The 17,105-nt window shown below is 54.7% G+C and carries 17 protein-coding genes; 9 read left to right on the forward strand and 8 right to left on the reverse strand.

The genetic code is table 11. The annotated features are described in order from the left end of the window. Positions 1-112: 112 nt before the first annotated feature. A complete protein-coding gene (locus MKX76_RS11640; protein WP_040738633.1) occupies positions 113-1,042 on the forward strand; it encodes a LysR family transcriptional regulator in 930 nt (309 codons plus the stop codon). Between the two features lie 195 nt (positions 1,043-1,237). Here the strand turns inward: MKX76_RS11640 and MKX76_RS11645 are convergent, their stop codons facing one another. Next, on the reverse strand, positions 1,238-1,423 hold the full coding sequence (locus tag MKX76_RS11645; protein WP_007129888.1) for a hypothetical protein: 186 nt from the start codon (positions 1,421-1,423) through the stop codon (positions 1,238-1,240). 118 nt (positions 1,424-1,541) lie between these two features. Then, a complete protein-coding gene (locus MKX76_RS11650) occupies positions 1,542-2,354 on the reverse strand; it encodes a carbon-nitrogen family hydrolase (protein ID WP_341033797.1) in 813 nt (270 codons plus the stop codon). A gap of 281 nt (positions 2,355-2,635) precedes the next feature. Here MKX76_RS11650 and MKX76_RS11655 point away from each other — a divergent pair, with 281 nt between their 5' ends. The 8 genes from MKX76_RS11655 to MKX76_RS11690 all read left to right on the forward strand — a co-directional run bounded on the left by MKX76_RS11655 (position 2,636) and on the right by MKX76_RS11690 (position 10,484). Beyond that, a complete protein-coding gene (locus tag MKX76_RS11655) occupies positions 2,636-3,826 on the forward strand; it encodes a pyridoxal phosphate-dependent aminotransferase (protein WP_251536840.1) in 1,191 nt (396 codons plus the stop codon). Between the two features lie 374 nt (positions 3,827-4,200). Beyond that, on the forward strand, positions 4,201-5,304 hold the full coding sequence (gene proB / locus MKX76_RS11660; protein WP_040738589.1) for a glutamate 5-kinase: 1,104 nt from the start codon (positions 4,201-4,203) through the stop codon (positions 5,302-5,304). A gap of 47 nt (positions 5,305-5,351) precedes the next feature. Next, positions 5,352-6,599 carry a glutamate-5-semialdehyde dehydrogenase gene (locus tag MKX76_RS11665; RefSeq protein WP_341033798.1) on the forward strand — a complete coding sequence of 416 codons (1,248 nt, stop codon included), beginning with the start codon at positions 5,352-5,354 and terminating at the stop codon, positions 6,597-6,599. Positions 6,600-6,637: 38 nt separating this feature from the next. After that, on the forward strand, positions 6,638-7,507 hold the full coding sequence (gene proC, locus MKX76_RS11670; protein WP_213615175.1) for a pyrroline-5-carboxylate reductase: 870 nt from the start codon (positions 6,638-6,640) through the stop codon (positions 7,505-7,507). Then, the gene (locus tag MKX76_RS11675) at positions 7,504-8,718 is read left to right on the forward strand and encodes a 2,3-diketo-5-methylthiopentyl-1-phosphate enolase (protein WP_341033799.1); all 1,215 of its coding nucleotides are present in this window, start codon (positions 7,504-7,506) and stop codon (positions 8,716-8,718) included. Before proC ends, MKX76_RS11675 begins: the two co-directional genes overlap by 4 nt. After that, complete coding sequence (locus MKX76_RS11680; protein WP_341033800.1) at positions 8,715-9,395, forward strand: 2-hydroxy-3-keto-5-methylthiopentenyl-1-phosphate phosphatase; 681 nt, start codon at positions 8,715-8,717, stop codon at positions 9,393-9,395. The genes MKX76_RS11675 and MKX76_RS11680 overlap by 4 nt, the downstream gene beginning before the upstream one ends. Position 9,396: 1 nt before the next feature. Beyond that, the gene (locus tag MKX76_RS11685) at positions 9,397-10,062 is read left to right on the forward strand and encodes a methylthioribulose 1-phosphate dehydratase (RefSeq protein ID WP_007129880.1); all 666 of its coding nucleotides are present in this window, start codon (positions 9,397-9,399) and stop codon (positions 10,060-10,062) included. Between the two features lie 128 nt (positions 10,063-10,190). After that, positions 10,191-10,484 carry an SdpI family protein gene (locus MKX76_RS11690; RefSeq protein WP_007129879.1) on the forward strand — a complete coding sequence of 98 codons (294 nt, stop codon included), beginning with the start codon at positions 10,191-10,193 and terminating at the stop codon, positions 10,482-10,484. Positions 10,485-10,548: 64 nt separating this feature from the next. Here MKX76_RS11690 and MKX76_RS11695 read toward each other — a convergent pair whose 3' ends face one another. The 6 genes from MKX76_RS11695 to MKX76_RS11720 all read right to left on the reverse strand — a co-directional run bounded on the left by MKX76_RS11695 (position 10,549) and on the right by MKX76_RS11720 (position 16,867). Continuing rightward, complete coding sequence (locus tag MKX76_RS11695) at positions 10,549-10,689, reverse strand: hypothetical protein (protein ID WP_007129878.1); 141 nt, start codon at positions 10,687-10,689, stop codon at positions 10,549-10,551. A gap of 29 nt (positions 10,690-10,718) precedes the next feature. Next, positions 10,719-11,834, reverse strand: coding sequence for a hypothetical protein (locus MKX76_RS11700; RefSeq protein WP_028403596.1), 1,116 nt, complete (start codon positions 11,832-11,834; stop codon positions 10,719-10,721). Between the two features lie 25 nt (positions 11,835-11,859). Continuing rightward, positions 11,860-12,315, reverse strand: a complete 456-nt coding sequence (locus MKX76_RS11705) for a hypothetical protein (protein WP_007129876.1) — start codon at positions 12,313-12,315, stop codon at positions 11,860-11,862. Then, entirely contained in the window at positions 12,312-12,923 is a 612-nt protein-coding gene (locus MKX76_RS11710) for an RNA polymerase sigma factor (RefSeq protein WP_007129875.1), read from the reverse strand. The genes MKX76_RS11705 and MKX76_RS11710 overlap by 4 nt, the downstream gene beginning before the upstream one ends. Positions 12,924-13,282: 359 nt before the next feature. Next, positions 13,283-14,089, reverse strand: coding sequence for a CPBP family intramembrane glutamic endopeptidase (locus tag MKX76_RS11715; RefSeq protein ID WP_028403599.1), 807 nt, complete (start codon positions 14,087-14,089; stop codon positions 13,283-13,285). A gap of 270 nt (positions 14,090-14,359) precedes the next feature. Continuing rightward, entirely contained in the window at positions 14,360-16,867 is a 2,508-nt protein-coding gene (locus tag MKX76_RS11720; RefSeq protein WP_341033802.1) for a WD40/YVTN/BNR-like repeat-containing protein, read from the reverse strand. Positions 16,868-17,105: the final 238 nt, after the last annotated feature.

The following is a 17,105-nucleotide window of genomic DNA, read 5'->3' on the forward strand; positions in this document are numbered from 1 at the left end:
TGCAGCGCATCATCCTTACGTTGATAGTAATATATCATTTCCATCTTCATTGTTCCAAGATATAATAACTATAGATGTAATAGGATACAGCTATAACGGGGTGATGATCTTCATGGAACTTAGACAACTGCAATATACGCTGCAAATCGCAGCGGACAAGAACTTTTCCCGGGCCGCGGAGAAGCTCCACATCGCCCAGCCCTCGCTGAGCCAGCAGCTGTCCAAGCTGGAGAAGGAGCTTGGCGTTCTGCTGTTTCAGCGCAACACCAGCTCGGTCGAGCTGACGCACGCAGGCGCAAGCTTTGTGGAGCATGCCCAGAAGATCATGGACGCGGTCGAGCAGCTGAAGCAGGAGATGTCCGACATTTCCCAGCTTCGCAAAGGCAAGGTCGTCGTCGGCAGCATGCCGATCACGGGGTCCCATCTGCTGCCAAGGGTTCTGCCGGCGTTCAAGAAAGGGTATCCGGATATTGAAATCACGCTCCTGGAGGACACCTCCATGAACCTGGAGAAGCTGACGGCGAGCGGCAAGGCTGATCTGAGCCTGTTGGCGCTCCCGCTCACCGAGCCTTCGCTATCCTGGATTCCGATCGGCGAAGAGATGATCGATCTCGCGGTTCCGCCGCAGCATAAGCTGGCACGGCGGGCGGCGCATGACCCGCTCCGGCCGATTTCCCTTGATGAAATCCGGGACGAGGAATTCGTGGTGCTGAAGAAGGGTCAGGGCTTTCGGAAGCTTACATTCGATATTTGCCGCGAAGCAGGCTTCGAGCCGAAGGTGGTGTTCGAGAGCAATAACATCGAAACCTTGCAGTCCCTGGTCGCTACGGGCATGGGGGTTACTCTAGTCCCGCGATTCATTGCCAGAGCGAAGCGAAGCGAGTTTATCCCCGTCTATCTGCCGCTTGCCGAGCCGGTCCCCAGCCGGACGCTAGTCGTTGCCTTCCGCAATGGACGGTATTTGTCGAAGGCGGCGGACGCCTTCATCGATACCTTCAAGCAGGTCATGGATAAACTCGTGGTGGAAAGCGTACGTGAGTAATCGGGAGTCCGTCCTGATTCATCCGAAATCGGAAACGGGTTCCTTCTATTCGTATAAACCCGCAGCAAAGGGCCCTTGCCAAGGTCAATGACCTATAACAAGGGCCTGCTTTTTTTATTTTTCTCTGTCCTAGCACCGTGCCTGCCATCCTAACCTGCGAAAGAGCGTCAGCTGCCGTGAATTTTGATCGGCGAGCTATTTTCGCAGATTGTGCTGGTCGATCATCCGATTTTGCTCATCGGCCGTGCGCGATTGATCTTGTAAGGACTCGTTCCTGCTGTTGCTTCCGCCGCCCGTTACTTGCTCGACGAAGCTGCGAAACTGCGCCTTCTGATCTTCCTGCTCAATGCCGCGGCTGTCGAATTGGTTGTTCTCTGCCATGCGTTCGAAAACCTCCTCTCAGTCGGATTACCCATAGTATACCCGCCTGTCCGCATATGAAACTGAAATTTCAGGTGCGCATCCTTGCATTCTTTTGCTTTGGATTTTTGCAAAAACCTTACTTAAAATACAAGTGAGGTCTCCGGTCCTCGAACACCGGAATCCGCCCCTTTACTTCACCTGGTAGGGTGCAATCCAGCGTGCCGGTGACGATGGATTCCTCTTCACCGCCTTCGGCAATCACTTCACCCCAAGGATCGATCAGCATGGAATGCCCGAAAAACTCCGTCTCTCCGCTGCGGCCGACCCGATTGCAGGCAACGACATACATTTGATTCTCGATAGCCCGGGCCGTCAGGAGCGTCCTCCAGTGATGGAGTCTCGGATGCGGCCACTCGGCCGGAACGAACAACACGTTCGCGCCTGCCAGCGCCAGCGTACGGGACAGCTCAGGAAATCGGATGTCATAGCAGATCGATGCCCCGGCTCTCAAGCCCTCCAGATCAAAGGTGACCGCTTCCTCTCCGGCATGAAGAAACTTCTCTTCATCCATCAAACGGAACAGATGCATTTTCGAATACCTTGCGGTAATCTCGCCATCCCTTCCAAATACGTACATCGTGTTGTATATCCGATCGCCGATCTTCTCCGCTACCGATCCGCCTACGATATGAACGCCATGCCGCTTGGCGAAGTCGCTCAGCCGCCGCTTCGTCTCCTCCCCGTTCGGGTCGGCAAGCTCTCCAATCCGGTCCAGCGCATACCCGGTATTCCACATTTCCGGCAGCACGATCACGTCCGGCCTTTCTTCTGCGGATACGGCCTTCTCCATCATCGCCGCCAAATGGTTCGTATTGGCGCCCGGTTCGCCTATCTCGATATAAGCTTGAATGAGCGCGATATTCAATTGAGGCTTAGCTCCTCCAGTCACTTTCGGTTCCCCCTTGTCATGCCTATATTCTTTTGAATTAGGAATCAGGTCAAATACTCATGGTTTAGCGCAAGCGGTCCTTGTCCAAACGAACCCTCGGCTGTTCTTGACATCATCATAGCCCCGAAGGGCCTGCCGCCGCAACCCTGTACGCCATTTCCCTCTATACACCCCGGATAAATCGTGATAAATTAATGCTAATTGTTTTAAGACCGCTGATACAACCATGCATAATGAAGGGGAATCAAGCGCAATTCAATAACCGGAGTGATGAATCCGCCATGAGCAAACCTAATCAACCATTCCATATCGAGCCGGCCGAGATAATGCCGACGCTGCCGACCCAGTTTTTCGCGACGCTGGTCTCGAATGTCAACAGGCAGGTGGCCCAGGGTCACGACGTCATTAATCTCGGCCAGGGGAATCCCGATCAGCCGACGCCTCCTCATATCGTGGCAAGCCTGAAGGAGGCAGCCGACAATCCTCAATATCATAAATACTCGCCGTTTACCGGCTATTCGTTTCTTAAGGAAGCGATTGCCCATCGTTATAAGGAGGATTATAACGTGGATCTGGATCCGGAAACCGAGGTCGCCATTCTGTTCGGCGGAAAGACCGGGCTCGTCCAGCTCCCGCAAGTGCTCCTTAATCCCGGGGACGTCTGTCTCGTGCCCGATCCGGGTTATCCGGATTACTGGTCCGGCGTTGCTCTTGCCCGCGCTGAAATGAAGTTTATGCCGCTTACGGCGGACAACGGCTTTCTTCCCGATTATAGCCGCATCGCCCCGTCCGACCGGGAGCGGGCTAAGCTGATGTTCCTGAACTATCCGAACAACCCGACCTCGGCGGTAGCTCCCCTGTCCTTTTACGAGGAGACCGTGGACTTTGCCGCAAAGCACGGAATCGTTGTGGCCAGCGATTTCGCTTACGGCGCGATCGGCTTCGACGGCAAGCAGCCTGTCAGCTTTCTGCAGGCTGAGGGAGCCAAGGACGTCGGCGTGGAGTTCTATACGCTGTCCAAAACGTATAATATGGCCGGCTGGCGGGTTGGCTTCGCTCTCGGGAACGCGAAGATCATCTCGTTGATCAACCTGCTTCAGGACCATATTTACGTCAGCTTGTTCGGAGGAATTCAGGCAGCAGCGGCTACTGCCCTGACTGCCCCCCAGGATTGCGTCCAAACACTGGTAAGCCGTTATCAAAGCCGGCGGGACGCATTCTTCGCAGCGTTGTCGGAGATCGGCTGGGATGCGCCGAAGCCGGCAGGCTCGTTCTTTAGCTGGCTGCCTGTTCCCAAGGGCTATACGTCCGTTGAGTTTGCAAACCTGCTCCTTGAGGAAGCCAAGGTTGCCGTTGCCCCGGGAGTCGGTTTCGGCGATCACGGTGAAGGGTATGTCCGCGTCGGTCTGCTGAGCAGCGAGGAGCGGATGCAGGAAGCGGCATATCGAATCGGCAAGCTGGGCCTCTTCTAGAAGCTTCGTTTTTGCTTTGAAAAAACGGCATCAATATGATATTCTTGCAATACATGAACATTGAATCGTCAAACGCGATGACGGGACCAGTACGAAAGCAACGGCGCGCAAACCAGAGAACGAGCTCCACTGGCTGAGAGGGCTCGGCGCGGCCACTTTCCGAAACCTACCCCCGAGCGGCCTGCTTCAAGCAGGACAGCGCCTTCTGTTACAAGGCCAAAGCCGGATGGGCATGACTATAAGCTCATCAATAAAGGTGGTACCGCGGAAGACTAGCTTTCGTCCTTTTTCATAAGGACGGAAGTTTTTTTATTTCTATGATCATGCATCCATCAATGCTAGAGACTAAAAATACGTACAAGGAAGTGATTGCGATGAGCTCACGCATCGTCGTCAAGATCGGAAGCAGCTCCCTCACAACCGAGGAAGGCGGCTTGAATCTGGATTCCGTCGCCTTCTTCGCTGCCGAGCTGGCAGCCCTGCGCGGTGCCGGCCACGAGGTTCTCCTCGTGACCTCCGGCGCGGTTGCCGCAGGCTTCCGGGAGATCGGCTATGAGAGCAGGCCGAAGCTGCTTCATGAGAAGCAGGCCGCGGCTGCGCTCGGCCAGGCGCTGCTGATGAGGGCATACCAGAATGCCCTGGCGGAGCACCGGCTGAAGGCGGCGCAGATTTTGCTGACCCGGACTGATTTTGCGAACCGGAAGCGCATGAACAATGCGAATATGACCATTTCGGAGCTGCTGAAGCAGGGCATCATACCGATCATTAACGAGAATGACACCGTCTCGATTGATGAGCTGAAATTCGGAGACAATGATACGCTTTCCGCCCTCGTGGCTAACCTCGTTCGAGCGCAGCAGCTCATCATCCTGACGGATACCGACGGGTTGTATACGGCGGATCCGCGCAAATCTCCCGGTGCCACCCGGTATGAGGAGATCGAGGAAATTACCGAAGAGATATACGGCATGGCCGGAGGCGCAGGCACCAGCGTCGGTACCGGCGGGATGCGTTCCAAGATCGACGCAGCCAAAATCGCAACGCGCGGCGGCGTTCCGGTCTTCATCGGAAAAGCGGACGCGGCGGGAGATCTGCTGCTGGCCTACGAGCATCAGGGGAAGGGCACGTATTTCGCAACACAGCTCTCCTCTCTGCCGATGAAAAAACAGTGGCTAGGCTTTATGTCATCTCCCTTGGGACGGATCATCGTCGATGAGGGCGCGGAGGAAGCGCTCCTTCACGGCGGGCACAGCCTGCTGCCGGTCGGCATCAAGCGGCTGGAAGGCAGCTTCCATGCCGGAGATGTCGTCGAAGTGCTGAACATGAACCGGGAACGGCTCGGAAGGGGCATCGTCAATTATGACGAGGAGCAGCTGCAGGCCGTCATCGGCTTGCCGAGCAGCCGCGTGTTCGAGCTGATCGGCGACGTGCACCGGCTTGAGGTGATTCACCGGGACGAATGGATTACCCTGAAATAACGATGATTGGATCATAACGATCGCTTGATTATAAGGAGGAATGAACCGTGAGTGAAGTAAGGGAAAAAGCACAGCTTGCCAAACAAACCGCCGCCGTGCTCGGCAAGCTGACCACGAATGAAAAGAATAAGGCTCTGCTTGAAATGGCCGACGCGCTGATCGCGCGCGCCAGTGATATCATGGAGGCGAATGCCGAAGACCTCCGGCGCGGCAAGGAGAACGGAACGTCCTCCTCCCTGCTGGACCGGCTTGCGCTGAATGAAGAACGGATCCGCGGCATTGCCGAGGGGCTGCGGCAGATCGTGGAGCTTCCGGACCCGATCGGCGACACGCTCGAGACGATTGAGCGTCCGAACGGCCTGCATATTGTAAAGAAACGCGTCCCTCTCGGCGTCATCGGCATCATCTATGAAGCCCGCCCGAATGTAACGGTGGACGCGGCGGGACTCTGCCTAAAGACGGGCAACGCCGTCGTGCTCCGCGGGGGCTCCTCCGCTCTCTCGTCCAACCGCAAAATCGTGGAGGTCCTCCACGAAGCGATGGAGCGGACCGCGCTCCCTGCGGCCTCCCTGCAGCTCATCGAGGACGCGAACCGCTCGTCCGTTGACGAGATGCTGAAGCTGAACGGGCTGCTCGATGTCATTATTCCTCGCGGAGGCAGCTCGCTGATTCAAAATGTCGTTATGAATTCCACCGTGCCCGTCATTGAAACAGGTGCCGGCATCTGCCATACGTATATCGACGAGTCGGCTCAGCCCGACATGGCTGCCGCGATCAGCCTCAATGCCAAGGTTCAGCGCCCTTCGGTCTGCAATGCGATGGAGACGCTGCTCGTCCATGAGGCGTTTGCCAAATCCCATCTTCATTCCTTGGCCGAAGCCTTCAAGGAACGGAATGTAGAGCTTCGCGGCTGCGCGCGCACGCTGTCTTATGCACCTTGGGCCCGCGAAGCCTCTTCCGAGGATTATGCGACCGAGTACAACGACTATGTTTTAAATGTTAAAATCGTGGACGATCTCGATCAGGCTCTCGCGCACATTGCAGAATACGGCACCAAGCATTCCGAATGCATTGTGACGCAGAATGGGCAGAATGCCGAGCGCTTCCTTCAGGAAGTCGATGCCGCCGCCGTGTATCATAATGCGTCGACGCGCTTTACCGACGGATTCGAATTCGGCTTCGGGGCCGAAATCGGTATCAGCACCCAGAAGCTGCACGCCCGGGGACCTATGGGCCTTCCTGCGCTTACTTCCTCCAAATATGTTATTATCGGTAGTGGCCAAATAAGAGAATAAAAATACATTCATATCATCCATGAAGGAGGAAACCTACTATGTGCCAAACCCCACAGAACCGCCCGCTGATCGATAAAGCCATTACATTTTACGGGGCGGGCTCGATGGCTGAAGCGATCGTGAAGGGCCTTGTAACCCGCCATGTCGTACAGCCCGAGCGCATTACGATGCTGAACCGCAGCAATGTCCAGCGTCTCGAGGAGCTCAGTCAACGCTACGGCGTCCAGTTTAACAGCGATGCGGACGCGAAGCATCAAATTCTCAAAACCTCCCCAGTCATCGTGCTGGCCATGAAACCAAAGGATGCTGCAAAGGTATTGAAGGAGCTAGGGTCGATGCTGTCCGCCGATCAGCTGATCATTTCGGTCATTGCCGGCCTCTCGATTCATACGACCCAAACGCTGCTCGGCACGAATCAGCCAATAGCACGCACGATGCCGAATACGTCCGCTTCGATCGGACTCGGCTCGACCGGCATCTCCTTCTCCAAGGAAATCAGCGAGGAGCAGCGCCAGCTTGTCCTTACATTATTTGAAGCGGTGGGCCAGGTGACCGTCATTGAAGAGGAGAAGATGGACATTCTTACCGGCATCTCGGGAAGCGGTCCAGCTTACTTCTATTATATGATGGAGGCCATGACCGCTGCCGGCATCCGCGGCGGCTTATCGCCTGAACAAAGCCGCGACCTGACGCTCCAGACGATTCTGGGCGCAGCCCGAATGGTGCAGCAGACCGGCGAGCCGCCGGCAGCCCTCCGGGCAAAAATCACATCGCCAAACGGCTCCACGCAAGCAGCTCTTGAAACGCTGGACCGCGGCGACTTCTTCGAGACGGTCATCGCTGCCGTCAACCGCTGCGCAGAGCGCTCCAAAGAAATGGGCGCGATGCTAAAGGAGCAAGCCCTATGAGCCGTTCAATCGCAACCTACAGAATTTATGACGACCAGGCGGATTTTCGTAAAAAGGCGACATCCATCGCCGTTGGCATGACGGTCGGGAGCTGGACCGAGCTGCCTGCGGCCAAGCAGGAAGCCATGCAGAAGCATCTTGGCGAAGTGGTGGACATCCAGGTCCATGAAGGCTGGGAGCCCGGCAGCCGTTATGCCGATATCAGCATCGCCTATCCGGATATCAACTTCAGCCGGGACATTCCTGCCCTGCTTGTGACGGTATTCGGCAAGATATCCATGGACGGCCGCATCAAGCTGACCAACCTGGATCTATCGCCGGAATTCCTATCGGCTTTCCCGGGGCCGAAATTCGGGATCGACGGCGTCCGCGACCTGCTCGGGGTTCACGACCGTCCGCTCTTGATGAGCATCTTCAAATCGGTGATCGGGTTAAGCGCCGATGAGCTTAGGGAGCAATTCATTCGCCAGGCCCTCGGCGGCGTTGACCTGATCAAGGATGATGAAATCCTGTTCGAAAATGAGCTGACCCCGATCGAGACACGGGTTCGCTTATGTATCGAAGCTGCCCGCGAGGTCGAGCAGCAGACGGGCAAAAAGCTGCTGTATGCAGCCAATCTGACAGGACATACTTCGAAGCTGCGGGATCAGGCGCTGCGAGCGATCGACGCCGGTGCCAACGCGCTGCTGTTCAACGTCCTGTCCTACGGGTATGACGTCCTGCACGAGCTCAGCTCCGATCCGGACATCATCGTGCCGATCGCTGCTCATCCGGCTTTGGCAGGAGCCATCTACCCGTCTCCGTATCACGGAATTGCCGCACCGGTTCTGCTCGGCCAGCTGATGCGGATCGCCGGAGCCGACCTGGTCCTGTTCCCGTCGCCTTACGGCTCGGTCACGATGCCGCGGGAAGAGAACCTCGGCATTCGGGACGAGCTGCATACCGTCAAGCTCGGCGTCAAGCGGAGCATGCCGGTTCCGTCGGCAGGCATTCATCCCGGACTCGTGCCGCGCATTATCCGCGACTTCGGTACGGATGTCGTCGTGAATGCCGGCGGAGGCATCCACGGCCATCCGCTGGGCACGGAAGCCGGCGGAAGAGCCTTCGTTCAGGCGATCGAAGCCACGATGAAATCCGTGCCGCTCGCCCACTATGCGGAGGAGCACGAAGAACTGAAAGCCGCGCTGGACATCTGGGGAGGAGAAGCATGACAGCTCAAGGAAGAACGCCCGTCATTTTTTGCGATTTTGACGGAACGATCACGAACAACGACAATATCGTAGCCATTATGAAGCATTTCAAACCGGAAGGCTATGAGGGAATCATGAAGGATACGGTCGAGCGGACGATCTCGATCCGGGAAGGGGTCGGGCGGATGTTCGCCCTCTTCCCTTCCTCCATGAAAGAGGAGATTACGTCCTTCGTGCTCGAGCATGCCGGCATCCGCGAGGGCTTCGGCGCTTTTCTTGAGTATCTGAAGCAAGAAAGCATCGAGTTTTTCGTCACGAGCGGCGGTATCGATTTCTTCGTCGATCCGATCCTGCAGCCGTACGGCATTCCGGCAGACCATATATTCTGCAACGGCTCCAATTTTGAGGGGGACACGATCGAGATTACATGGCCGCATCCATGCAAGGATTCGTGCACCAACGATTGCGGCATGTGCAAGGTTACCGTGATGGACCGATTCCCGGCGGATCAATATTACCGGATTCTGATCGGAGACAGCCTCACCGATTTCGAAGGGGCCAAGCAGGCCGATCTGGTTTACTCGCGCTCCACGCTCACGGAGCAGTGCCGGAAGCTGGGCGTGCATCATGTGCCGTTCGAGACCTTTACCGACATCTATGCCGATCTGAACGACAAGCTGAAACAGGGGGTGCTGTGATATGGCATTTGCCGATATCCTGCTGGAACAAAAACAAGCAGCCCTTGACGACCTGCGCGGCGTCAAGGAGCTTTTTGCCTCGCGCAACTGGTTTCCCGGAACAAGCGGAAATCTCTCGGTCCGCGTCGGCGACTTTACGCCCGAGGAGTTTTACTTTGCTATAACCGCGAGCGGAAAGGACAAGTCCGTACATACGCCGGAGGATTATCTGTTTGTTGACCGTAACGGGAAGCCGTGCGAGACGACCGGGCTCAAGCCTAGCGCCGAAACCTTGATCCACTGCGAAATTTATCGCAAGACCGGCTGCGGGGCCATTTTCCATGTGCATACGATCGACAACAACCTGGTCAGCGAATGGTACGGTGATCAGGGCTTCGTTCCTGCGCAGGGCATCGAGCTGATCAAGGCGTTCAATATTTGGGAAGAGGATGCCGCCATCTCCATACCGATTCTGCCCAACTATGCGGACATCCCGAAAATCGCGGCGCTTGTCCCGGATGCTCTTGATCCCTCCGTGCCCGGGATCCTTCTGCGGAATCACGGCATCTATGCCTGGGGGCGGAACGCCTTCGAGGCGAAGAAGCATCTGGAGGCGTTTGAATTTATTTTTGAATACACCTACCGCCGCCTTCTCCTGAACGCTGCAGGCAGTAACCAGGCAAGGTAAACCCTAACCCTATGTGAGCGAGCCCGGACGCCGGGCAAACCGCTTTACGCAAAGTCCGCTGCGCCCCGATTGTTTCTAGACGCTCGGGGCACAGAGCGGGCATCATTTTCCTGAGGAGTGAGTATTCCGTGATTCAAGGATTAGCCATAGGCATCATCTTTATTTTGTATGGATTGCTCCTATACCTGGTTCCTCCCAAGAGCATCAAGAGCTTTTATGCCTACAAAACAACGTCTTCGCTTAAAAGCGAGCGGCGTTTTAAAGTCGCCAACGCCTACGTCAGCCTGCTGCTCATGATCTTCGGGGTCGTCCTGCTCGCCATCGCGAGGCTGACCGGCAGCTTTACGGCTACGGGTATTGCAACGCTCGTCGTGTTTATCCTGATTTACATCCTGGTTGAACGCAAATTAAAAAACATGTAAAGCGATCCTTCTCCAGGATCGTTTTACATGTTTTTTGCTTCTTGGATATGACTAACGGATGCCTTTATAAATGTCCCTGCTCATACTCTACGTAGGAAATCCTCGCATACGGCTCCGGATCCGATGGCAGGTAATGGTTTACGACGAACAGGCATGTCACCACAAACAATAAAATGTACAGCACATACGCCAAATTTTTAACCACAAATATCTCCTCCTCATCCCTTCCGCCGATTAATCGCGGTCGAAATCATCGTAAGGCCGGTCCTCGAACCGTGCTCCCTGCTTCGGTGCCATCATCAGCTTGATGCCGCCGCCGATCAGCAGCACCGTAACGATCGCCGTCTTCATGAAATCCCGGATCCGGGAATCCAGGTACAGATTCGGGAACAGCGTCTCGAGATACGGCAGGACCACACTGGAAAATACGAAGTAAATGCCCAGCAGCACAAGTCCTAAACCGAGCCAGCGCTGCTGGCCGGATGTGCTGGCGATGATCGGCCGGTCGCGCAGCGGCTCCCGGCCGTAGCGGCTGACCTGCTGCAGGCCGTCGAAAAAGGCATAGCACCAGATCAGCGGAATCATAAACAGAAACAAGGACAGTCTAAGCACATCCAGCACATAGATGCTGCCCAGAAACAGGATCATCAGCTGGAGGCCCCGCTTCTGCAGTCCGAGGTACATTTGCCCCGCTCCAGGGAATGCAGACAGCATCGTAGCAAACACTTTGCTGCGCCGTCCGCTCTCACGACCGCTCTCCAACTCTTCGAACAGCGTCCGGTCCATCAAGAACTCTCCTGCCTGCTTACGGTTAAGGAGCTGAACGACATCGAACATGCAGTACAGCCAGATCACCGGCAAGATGCCCAGAAAGAGCAGAAATACCGACTCGTGCGTCAATCCGGTCAGGAACACCAGGATGGTGCCAAGCCCGAAGAATGCGATCAGAAAAGACAATCCGCGCTGCATCAAGCCAAGCTGGAAATGTCCCAGCCCGGGTATAAACGACAGCAGGATCGTGAAGAAGCGTTCGGAATCGTCGCTTCGTTCGTTCGGCACTTCCATGGGTCGGCCATATTCATCATAAACGTAGGAAACCGGCGTGTAACGAAGCAGAGCCATTAGTAAATCGAGCATACTGATGCCCCAGATCAGCAATGCGCCAAGGATGCTCATGACAAACACGGTATTGGAGCCAGCCATAAACGTGAGCACCAATCCTCCTAACAAGCCGCCGAAGAAGAGCAGCGGATAGAGGACTGCCCGTCCGTTTCTCCCCCAGTAATAGTGGCCGAGGCCAGGGACAAAATTCAATATGAATGCAAGCATTTTGCTACGCTGCGGTTGCACAGTTCATCTTCCTTTCCAAAAATCCTTATTTGGGCAGCAGGCTGTCAATCCAGCCCGATGTTTTTTCTACCAGCTGATCGCTGTAGGACGGCGATTGGGAAAGCGGCGCCCCTTGCTCCGGACTGACCGACTGCAGTCTTTCGAACGCACCGGTAAACAGGAACAGCAGTGTGACGGATGCGGCAATCGCATAGTGAACGATCGCCTTCTCATACCATCGCTTCGGCCGGTCCGATGCGTATGCGGCTGCTCTTCGCGGATACGGCTTAATCTTTTCGTGATTCATGACTCGATCCGCGAATAAGGCCGGGTCCGGCAGATCCGGCAGTCCGTCTTGGCGGCTAAGCGCCTCCATATAGAGCTCAAGCAACGAATCGTCCGACAACAGGCGCTCTTCATACAAAGCCCGTTCTTCCGGGGCGGCTTCCCCTTTTATATAACGCTCTGTCATTGCTTTGCGCTCTTGAATCGACCATGTCATTTCCACTCTTCCTCCTTCCAGTGCGTCCGGATCCATTGCCGGGCCCGGTACAGCTTTGATTCCACCGTTTTGACCGACACGTTCAGCTCGGAGCTAATCTGCTCATAATTCTTCTCTTCCAAATAAAATGCCGATATGATCTCCCGGTGATTGGCAGGCAGCTCATCAATTCGCGCCCGCAGCGTCTCCCTACGCTCCTTATGAATGAGCAAAGTAACGGTATCTTCTTCCGCGGAGGGGAGCTTGTCTAATACTTCTTCACTTCCGCCCGCCCCATGCTCAGGCGGTTTACGATCCCGCTTACGTTTCATGTCGATCGCTTTATTTAAGGCAATGCGGGTGATCCATGTCTTAAAGCCTTCGGAACGGTATTGGGGGAGAGCTCTATAGACTTGTATGAAGACTTCCTGCGACGCATCCTCCGCATCCTTAATATCTCGAAGCACCGAGTATGCGGTATGGAACACATGCTGGCTGTACGTATCAACCAGCTCCCGAAAGGCCTCCTGCTCGCCTTGAAGGATGCGTCTTATTAATCGTTCAGCTTCAATAACTCTCCCCTCCTTCCCAATATCAATTGACGCAAGACTACATGCCCGCCCCTGCAACTTTTGAAAAAAAATTTTTCGTTACTACTAAAAATCGTGCGTCAAGACAGAGCAAATTAGTCTCCCCTTTGGCGTGGAAGCAGAAGCTTGCATTGCCGGTAAACGCCTAGTTTGTCTCAGACGGTCGGAATCAACCATATTGCAGGATGTGCTTGGACGCAGAGTCCGGACTCCATAAAAAGAGGGCGGCCCGAAGGCGCCCTAGGTCTGCCGCTATTTTCGATTTCGGTTAATTCTTGTTCAATTGCCGGATGATTCCGCAAGCATTTTGTCCGTGACAATGACATGAAATGGAGAATCGTTCGATTTGAGATCTCCGGCCGCAGCTGTTAACCGTCTATTCCTTGCACCGGCTGCCGTCAGAGGATCATCCCGCTGAGAACAAACCACATATTCATGACGAAATGCATGGTGATGACCGGAGCCAGACCCTGTGAGCGAATGGCTACGCCGCTCATCATCATGCCAAAGAAGGAAAATAACAGGCAGACGATCCATGGGAAGCCCAAGTGCAGATGGTAGAAACCGAAGGCAGCTCCGGCAATCACCAGTCCTTGGATTTCGCCGAAGTCTTCCGTTAGGCGGCTTAGAATATAACCGCGCCACAGCAGCTCCTCCAGAACGGCATTGATGGATGCGAAGAGGAGCGCATATCCGATCAGAGCGATGAGTCCAGGCTGCCCCCAATCGATGAGGAAGGCAAATACGGCTCCCGTTACGGCCGTAAATATGAGGATAAATCGCCAGATCGGTTCCTTGTATAACCCTCGCATGATCCATGGGAAATAGATCGGATTGCTCCATTTCCCTACGGCCATATAACGGGGCTTGCTTTTTTGGAAGCAGCTGAAGATGGCCATGGGCAGAATGAACGCGATTAAACTTAGCCTTGACAACCCCACTGCCAGTCCCATGTCATCGGCGAGCCATTCTTTTATGTAGTCTCCCAGCGCGCTGTACATCCGGTATCCAAACGTAATGCAAGCAGCTATTATCGCAGCTCTGCCTAACTCCTCCGAGGCGTTACGGAGAGCATAACCCGCCAGAATGAGGCCCAGTCCCCATAGCCATGCCATTCCAGGTGCAGCCATCTGGGCACCTATGATGGTAATAACCATCAATAACAAACAGGCGGTCCATTCGCCTGATATTTTCTTATGCAGCAAACTGTTCTCCCCATCCGAAATACTGTCGTCTTTTCATGATACGCTTGAAACGGCTCATATTCAATACACTAAGTTGGCATACGCCTTCTCCAATCAGGCAGGAGCTTACGTATTCATAGATTGGATGAAGCAGGTTTAGAGAAAAACGAAACCTTAATTCGAATCGATACCAAAAATAAAGGCCGAGAAGGATCCCTTCCCGGCCCGCTGCGCGTAGACGTTTCGTCTCACGCTCAACTGTTTTTGTTAATGTTGCTGAAGACCTTATTGCTAGTTGTTCTTATTGCCGTTGTTGTTTTTGCCGTTGTTCTTATTCCCTTGATTGTTTTTGCTGTTCTTATTGTTCTTATTGTCCTTGTTATTTTTATCGTCCTGCTTTTCTGTTTTATCTTTATCCTTGTCTTTGTCTTTATCCTGATTGCCAGGCTTCGCGTTTCCCTTGGAATCGGACTGGATATCTCCGACCACGATGCCCAAACCGTTGGTCCCGATGTACACCCTTCCGTATACCCGCGGATCGCCGGTTATGGCGCGATTGGCCGATCCGAATTGATGCTCATCGTCATTGATTCGAATCCAGCTGGCTCCCCCGTTGTCCGAACGGTAAACCCCGTACTTGTTGTTTATTTTGGCGTAGCTGTATAGCGCCATCACGTTTTGTCCAGGTGCAGCCTTGCCGAAGCCGATGGTAGCCGCTTCCTGGATACCCTCCAGCTTGACGAAGCTATTGCCGGAATCCGTGGAGTGCCATAAACCATAAGCGCTTTGCGTGTTGCTGTTGTCTTTGGCCGCAGCGATCCATATTTCCCCTTCCGCTCCCGGAACCGCTTTGAATTTGCTGGTCAAGGTCTGCGGCAGCCCCGTCGCCTGAGAGGCTGTAAAGGTTGCGCCGCCATCGTTGCTGATATAGAACTTGCCGTTGGCTATGCCATAGAACTTGCTCGGATTTACCCGGTCGGAAGAAATGATCGCTCCTTCCGGTATCCCTTGCGAAGCATGCCAGGTAACTCCCCGGTCCTTGGTGTAGCTTACAGGGCGTACGCTTTCGGATGAACTGCTCTTCGGACTCCAAACGATCCGGCTTCCGTCCGCGCCGACGGCCACCCATCCGCCTTCGGTTTTGTCGCCCTCGGCCGATGGCCAGGCATTGGCGGCCGGTGTCCAGGTCTTCCCGTTATCCATAGAAATGCCCATTCTTGGAGCCGTTCCTTCCGCATTCCCTACCCGAACGATGATGTTGGGGTTCATTTCCGCATAGTCGATATCAGTGCTGGTACCCAGATACGGATTGGTAATCATCTGCGGCGCTTTCGTCAAATCCTCATGCCGGAAGCCCCCGATATCCCCCATCGCACTCAGCAGCGGGGCTCCCGATGGAGGACTGATCAAGCCGAGAATCGCCGTTTCTTCGATCCCGTTCGCCTGCACGGAAATGTTGACGTTCTGCCCCCGATCAAGTGCGGTCATGTTATCGGTCCCGTATAGCGTCGCCCCCGTACCATACAGGATGCGGTCCGAATCGAACGGATCGATCTCCAGATCGCCGATCATCCAGCCCAGCTTAGGCGAAATTTCGGGCAGCGCTTTCTTCTCTCCCCAGTCCAGCCATGGAGATATCGCGTAATCGATCGTAAACCGGTTTTCTCTTACCGGATCCTTCGAATAGTCAAGCGTCCATAGCGATGTCCATGTTTTGCCACCGTCCGTGCTGCGGTAGATGAACTCGTCCGGCCACCACTTGTTCATCGTCGCCACCATCAGCGTATCCGGATGTCTGGCATCCACCGAGATACCTCCATACGGATGCTCGGTGCTGCCTGTCGGGCTGACATCCGTCCACTGGCCCGTCTTCGTATTGTACTTCCATACGGCTCCCGTTCCGCCGTCATATGGACCGATAAACTCATTATACGTAATATACAAATTCCCATTTGAGCTTAATACGCCGTGATGCGGAAAGAAATTTTGCAGCGGCTGCCCGGGAAGCAGCTCCCATGACTGGCCGCCATCAGTGCTCCGGTAAATACTGTTGACCGTATCGGCAACTCCGACGTAAATGGTCTGCGTTGCTTTTCCCCGGCTGCCCGTTGTCGGGTCGAATGTAATCCATACCGGTCCGACGATATCGCCATAATAATCCTTTGCGCTGCCGTCATTCGGGAAGCTGGCCACCTTGCCCCAGGTTTTCCCGTAATCTGTGCTTCTCCACAGCCCGTTTCCGCTGCGCGCCCCCAAATACAGGACCCGATTGTCGTTGGGATCAATCGCGAGCCGCTCACCCATGGACCGGCCCGGCATATTGCCGCCAAGCTTGAATGGAAGCGCTGTACGCTCGAAGCTGTCGCCGCGGTCCTTCGATCGAAGCAGCACACCGTTCATATCCGTCCAGTCGTTCGTGTATGTACCGGCCGCGATATACAATCGGTCCGGATCCACAGGGTCCGTTGCCAAGCTTTCCACACCGAGCATATTCCATTCGTCGAAGCCTACGAAATTCATTAGCTGAATCCAGGAGCCGGTCTCCGGATTCCAGCGATAAGCACCGCCAATATCGGTACGGGCATAGATGAGATCCTTCTCGCTCGGATTGAATACAATGCCCGGAATGAAGCCGCCGCCGACCACTTTTGCGCGGTCCCAGCTGTAAGCTTGTTCCTGGATGCCTTTCCTTCCTGGTGCTTCCTTGGCCTGATCTCCCGGCGAGCTTGCGAAAGCAGCTCCACCGATCGAGAATGTCAGCGAAGCGACTAAGGTGATATTACATAGCTTTTTGAACATGAAATCCCTCCTGTACCGTTGTAGACGACCATAAACTGCGAGCCTTTCGATAACTTTTCGTTGAATCGGTTCGATGCTCCCCCCTCTTATTGCGCCATTCATGACTGGTTGAAATCCAAATGCGCAGTATAAATTGAAAGCGCTTGCCAAAAAGAACGACAGTGTATTACGCCACCTATTCTATATGGAATGGAGCCGCAATAACACCTGCCATTTTGGATATATTTTCATGTAAAAA

Origin of the sequence: Paenibacillus sp. FSL R5-0810 (assembly GCF_038002285.1) — a bacterium.
Classification (GTDB): Bacteria; Bacillota; Bacilli; order Paenibacillales; family Paenibacillaceae; genus Paenibacillus_AQ; species Paenibacillus_AQ lactis.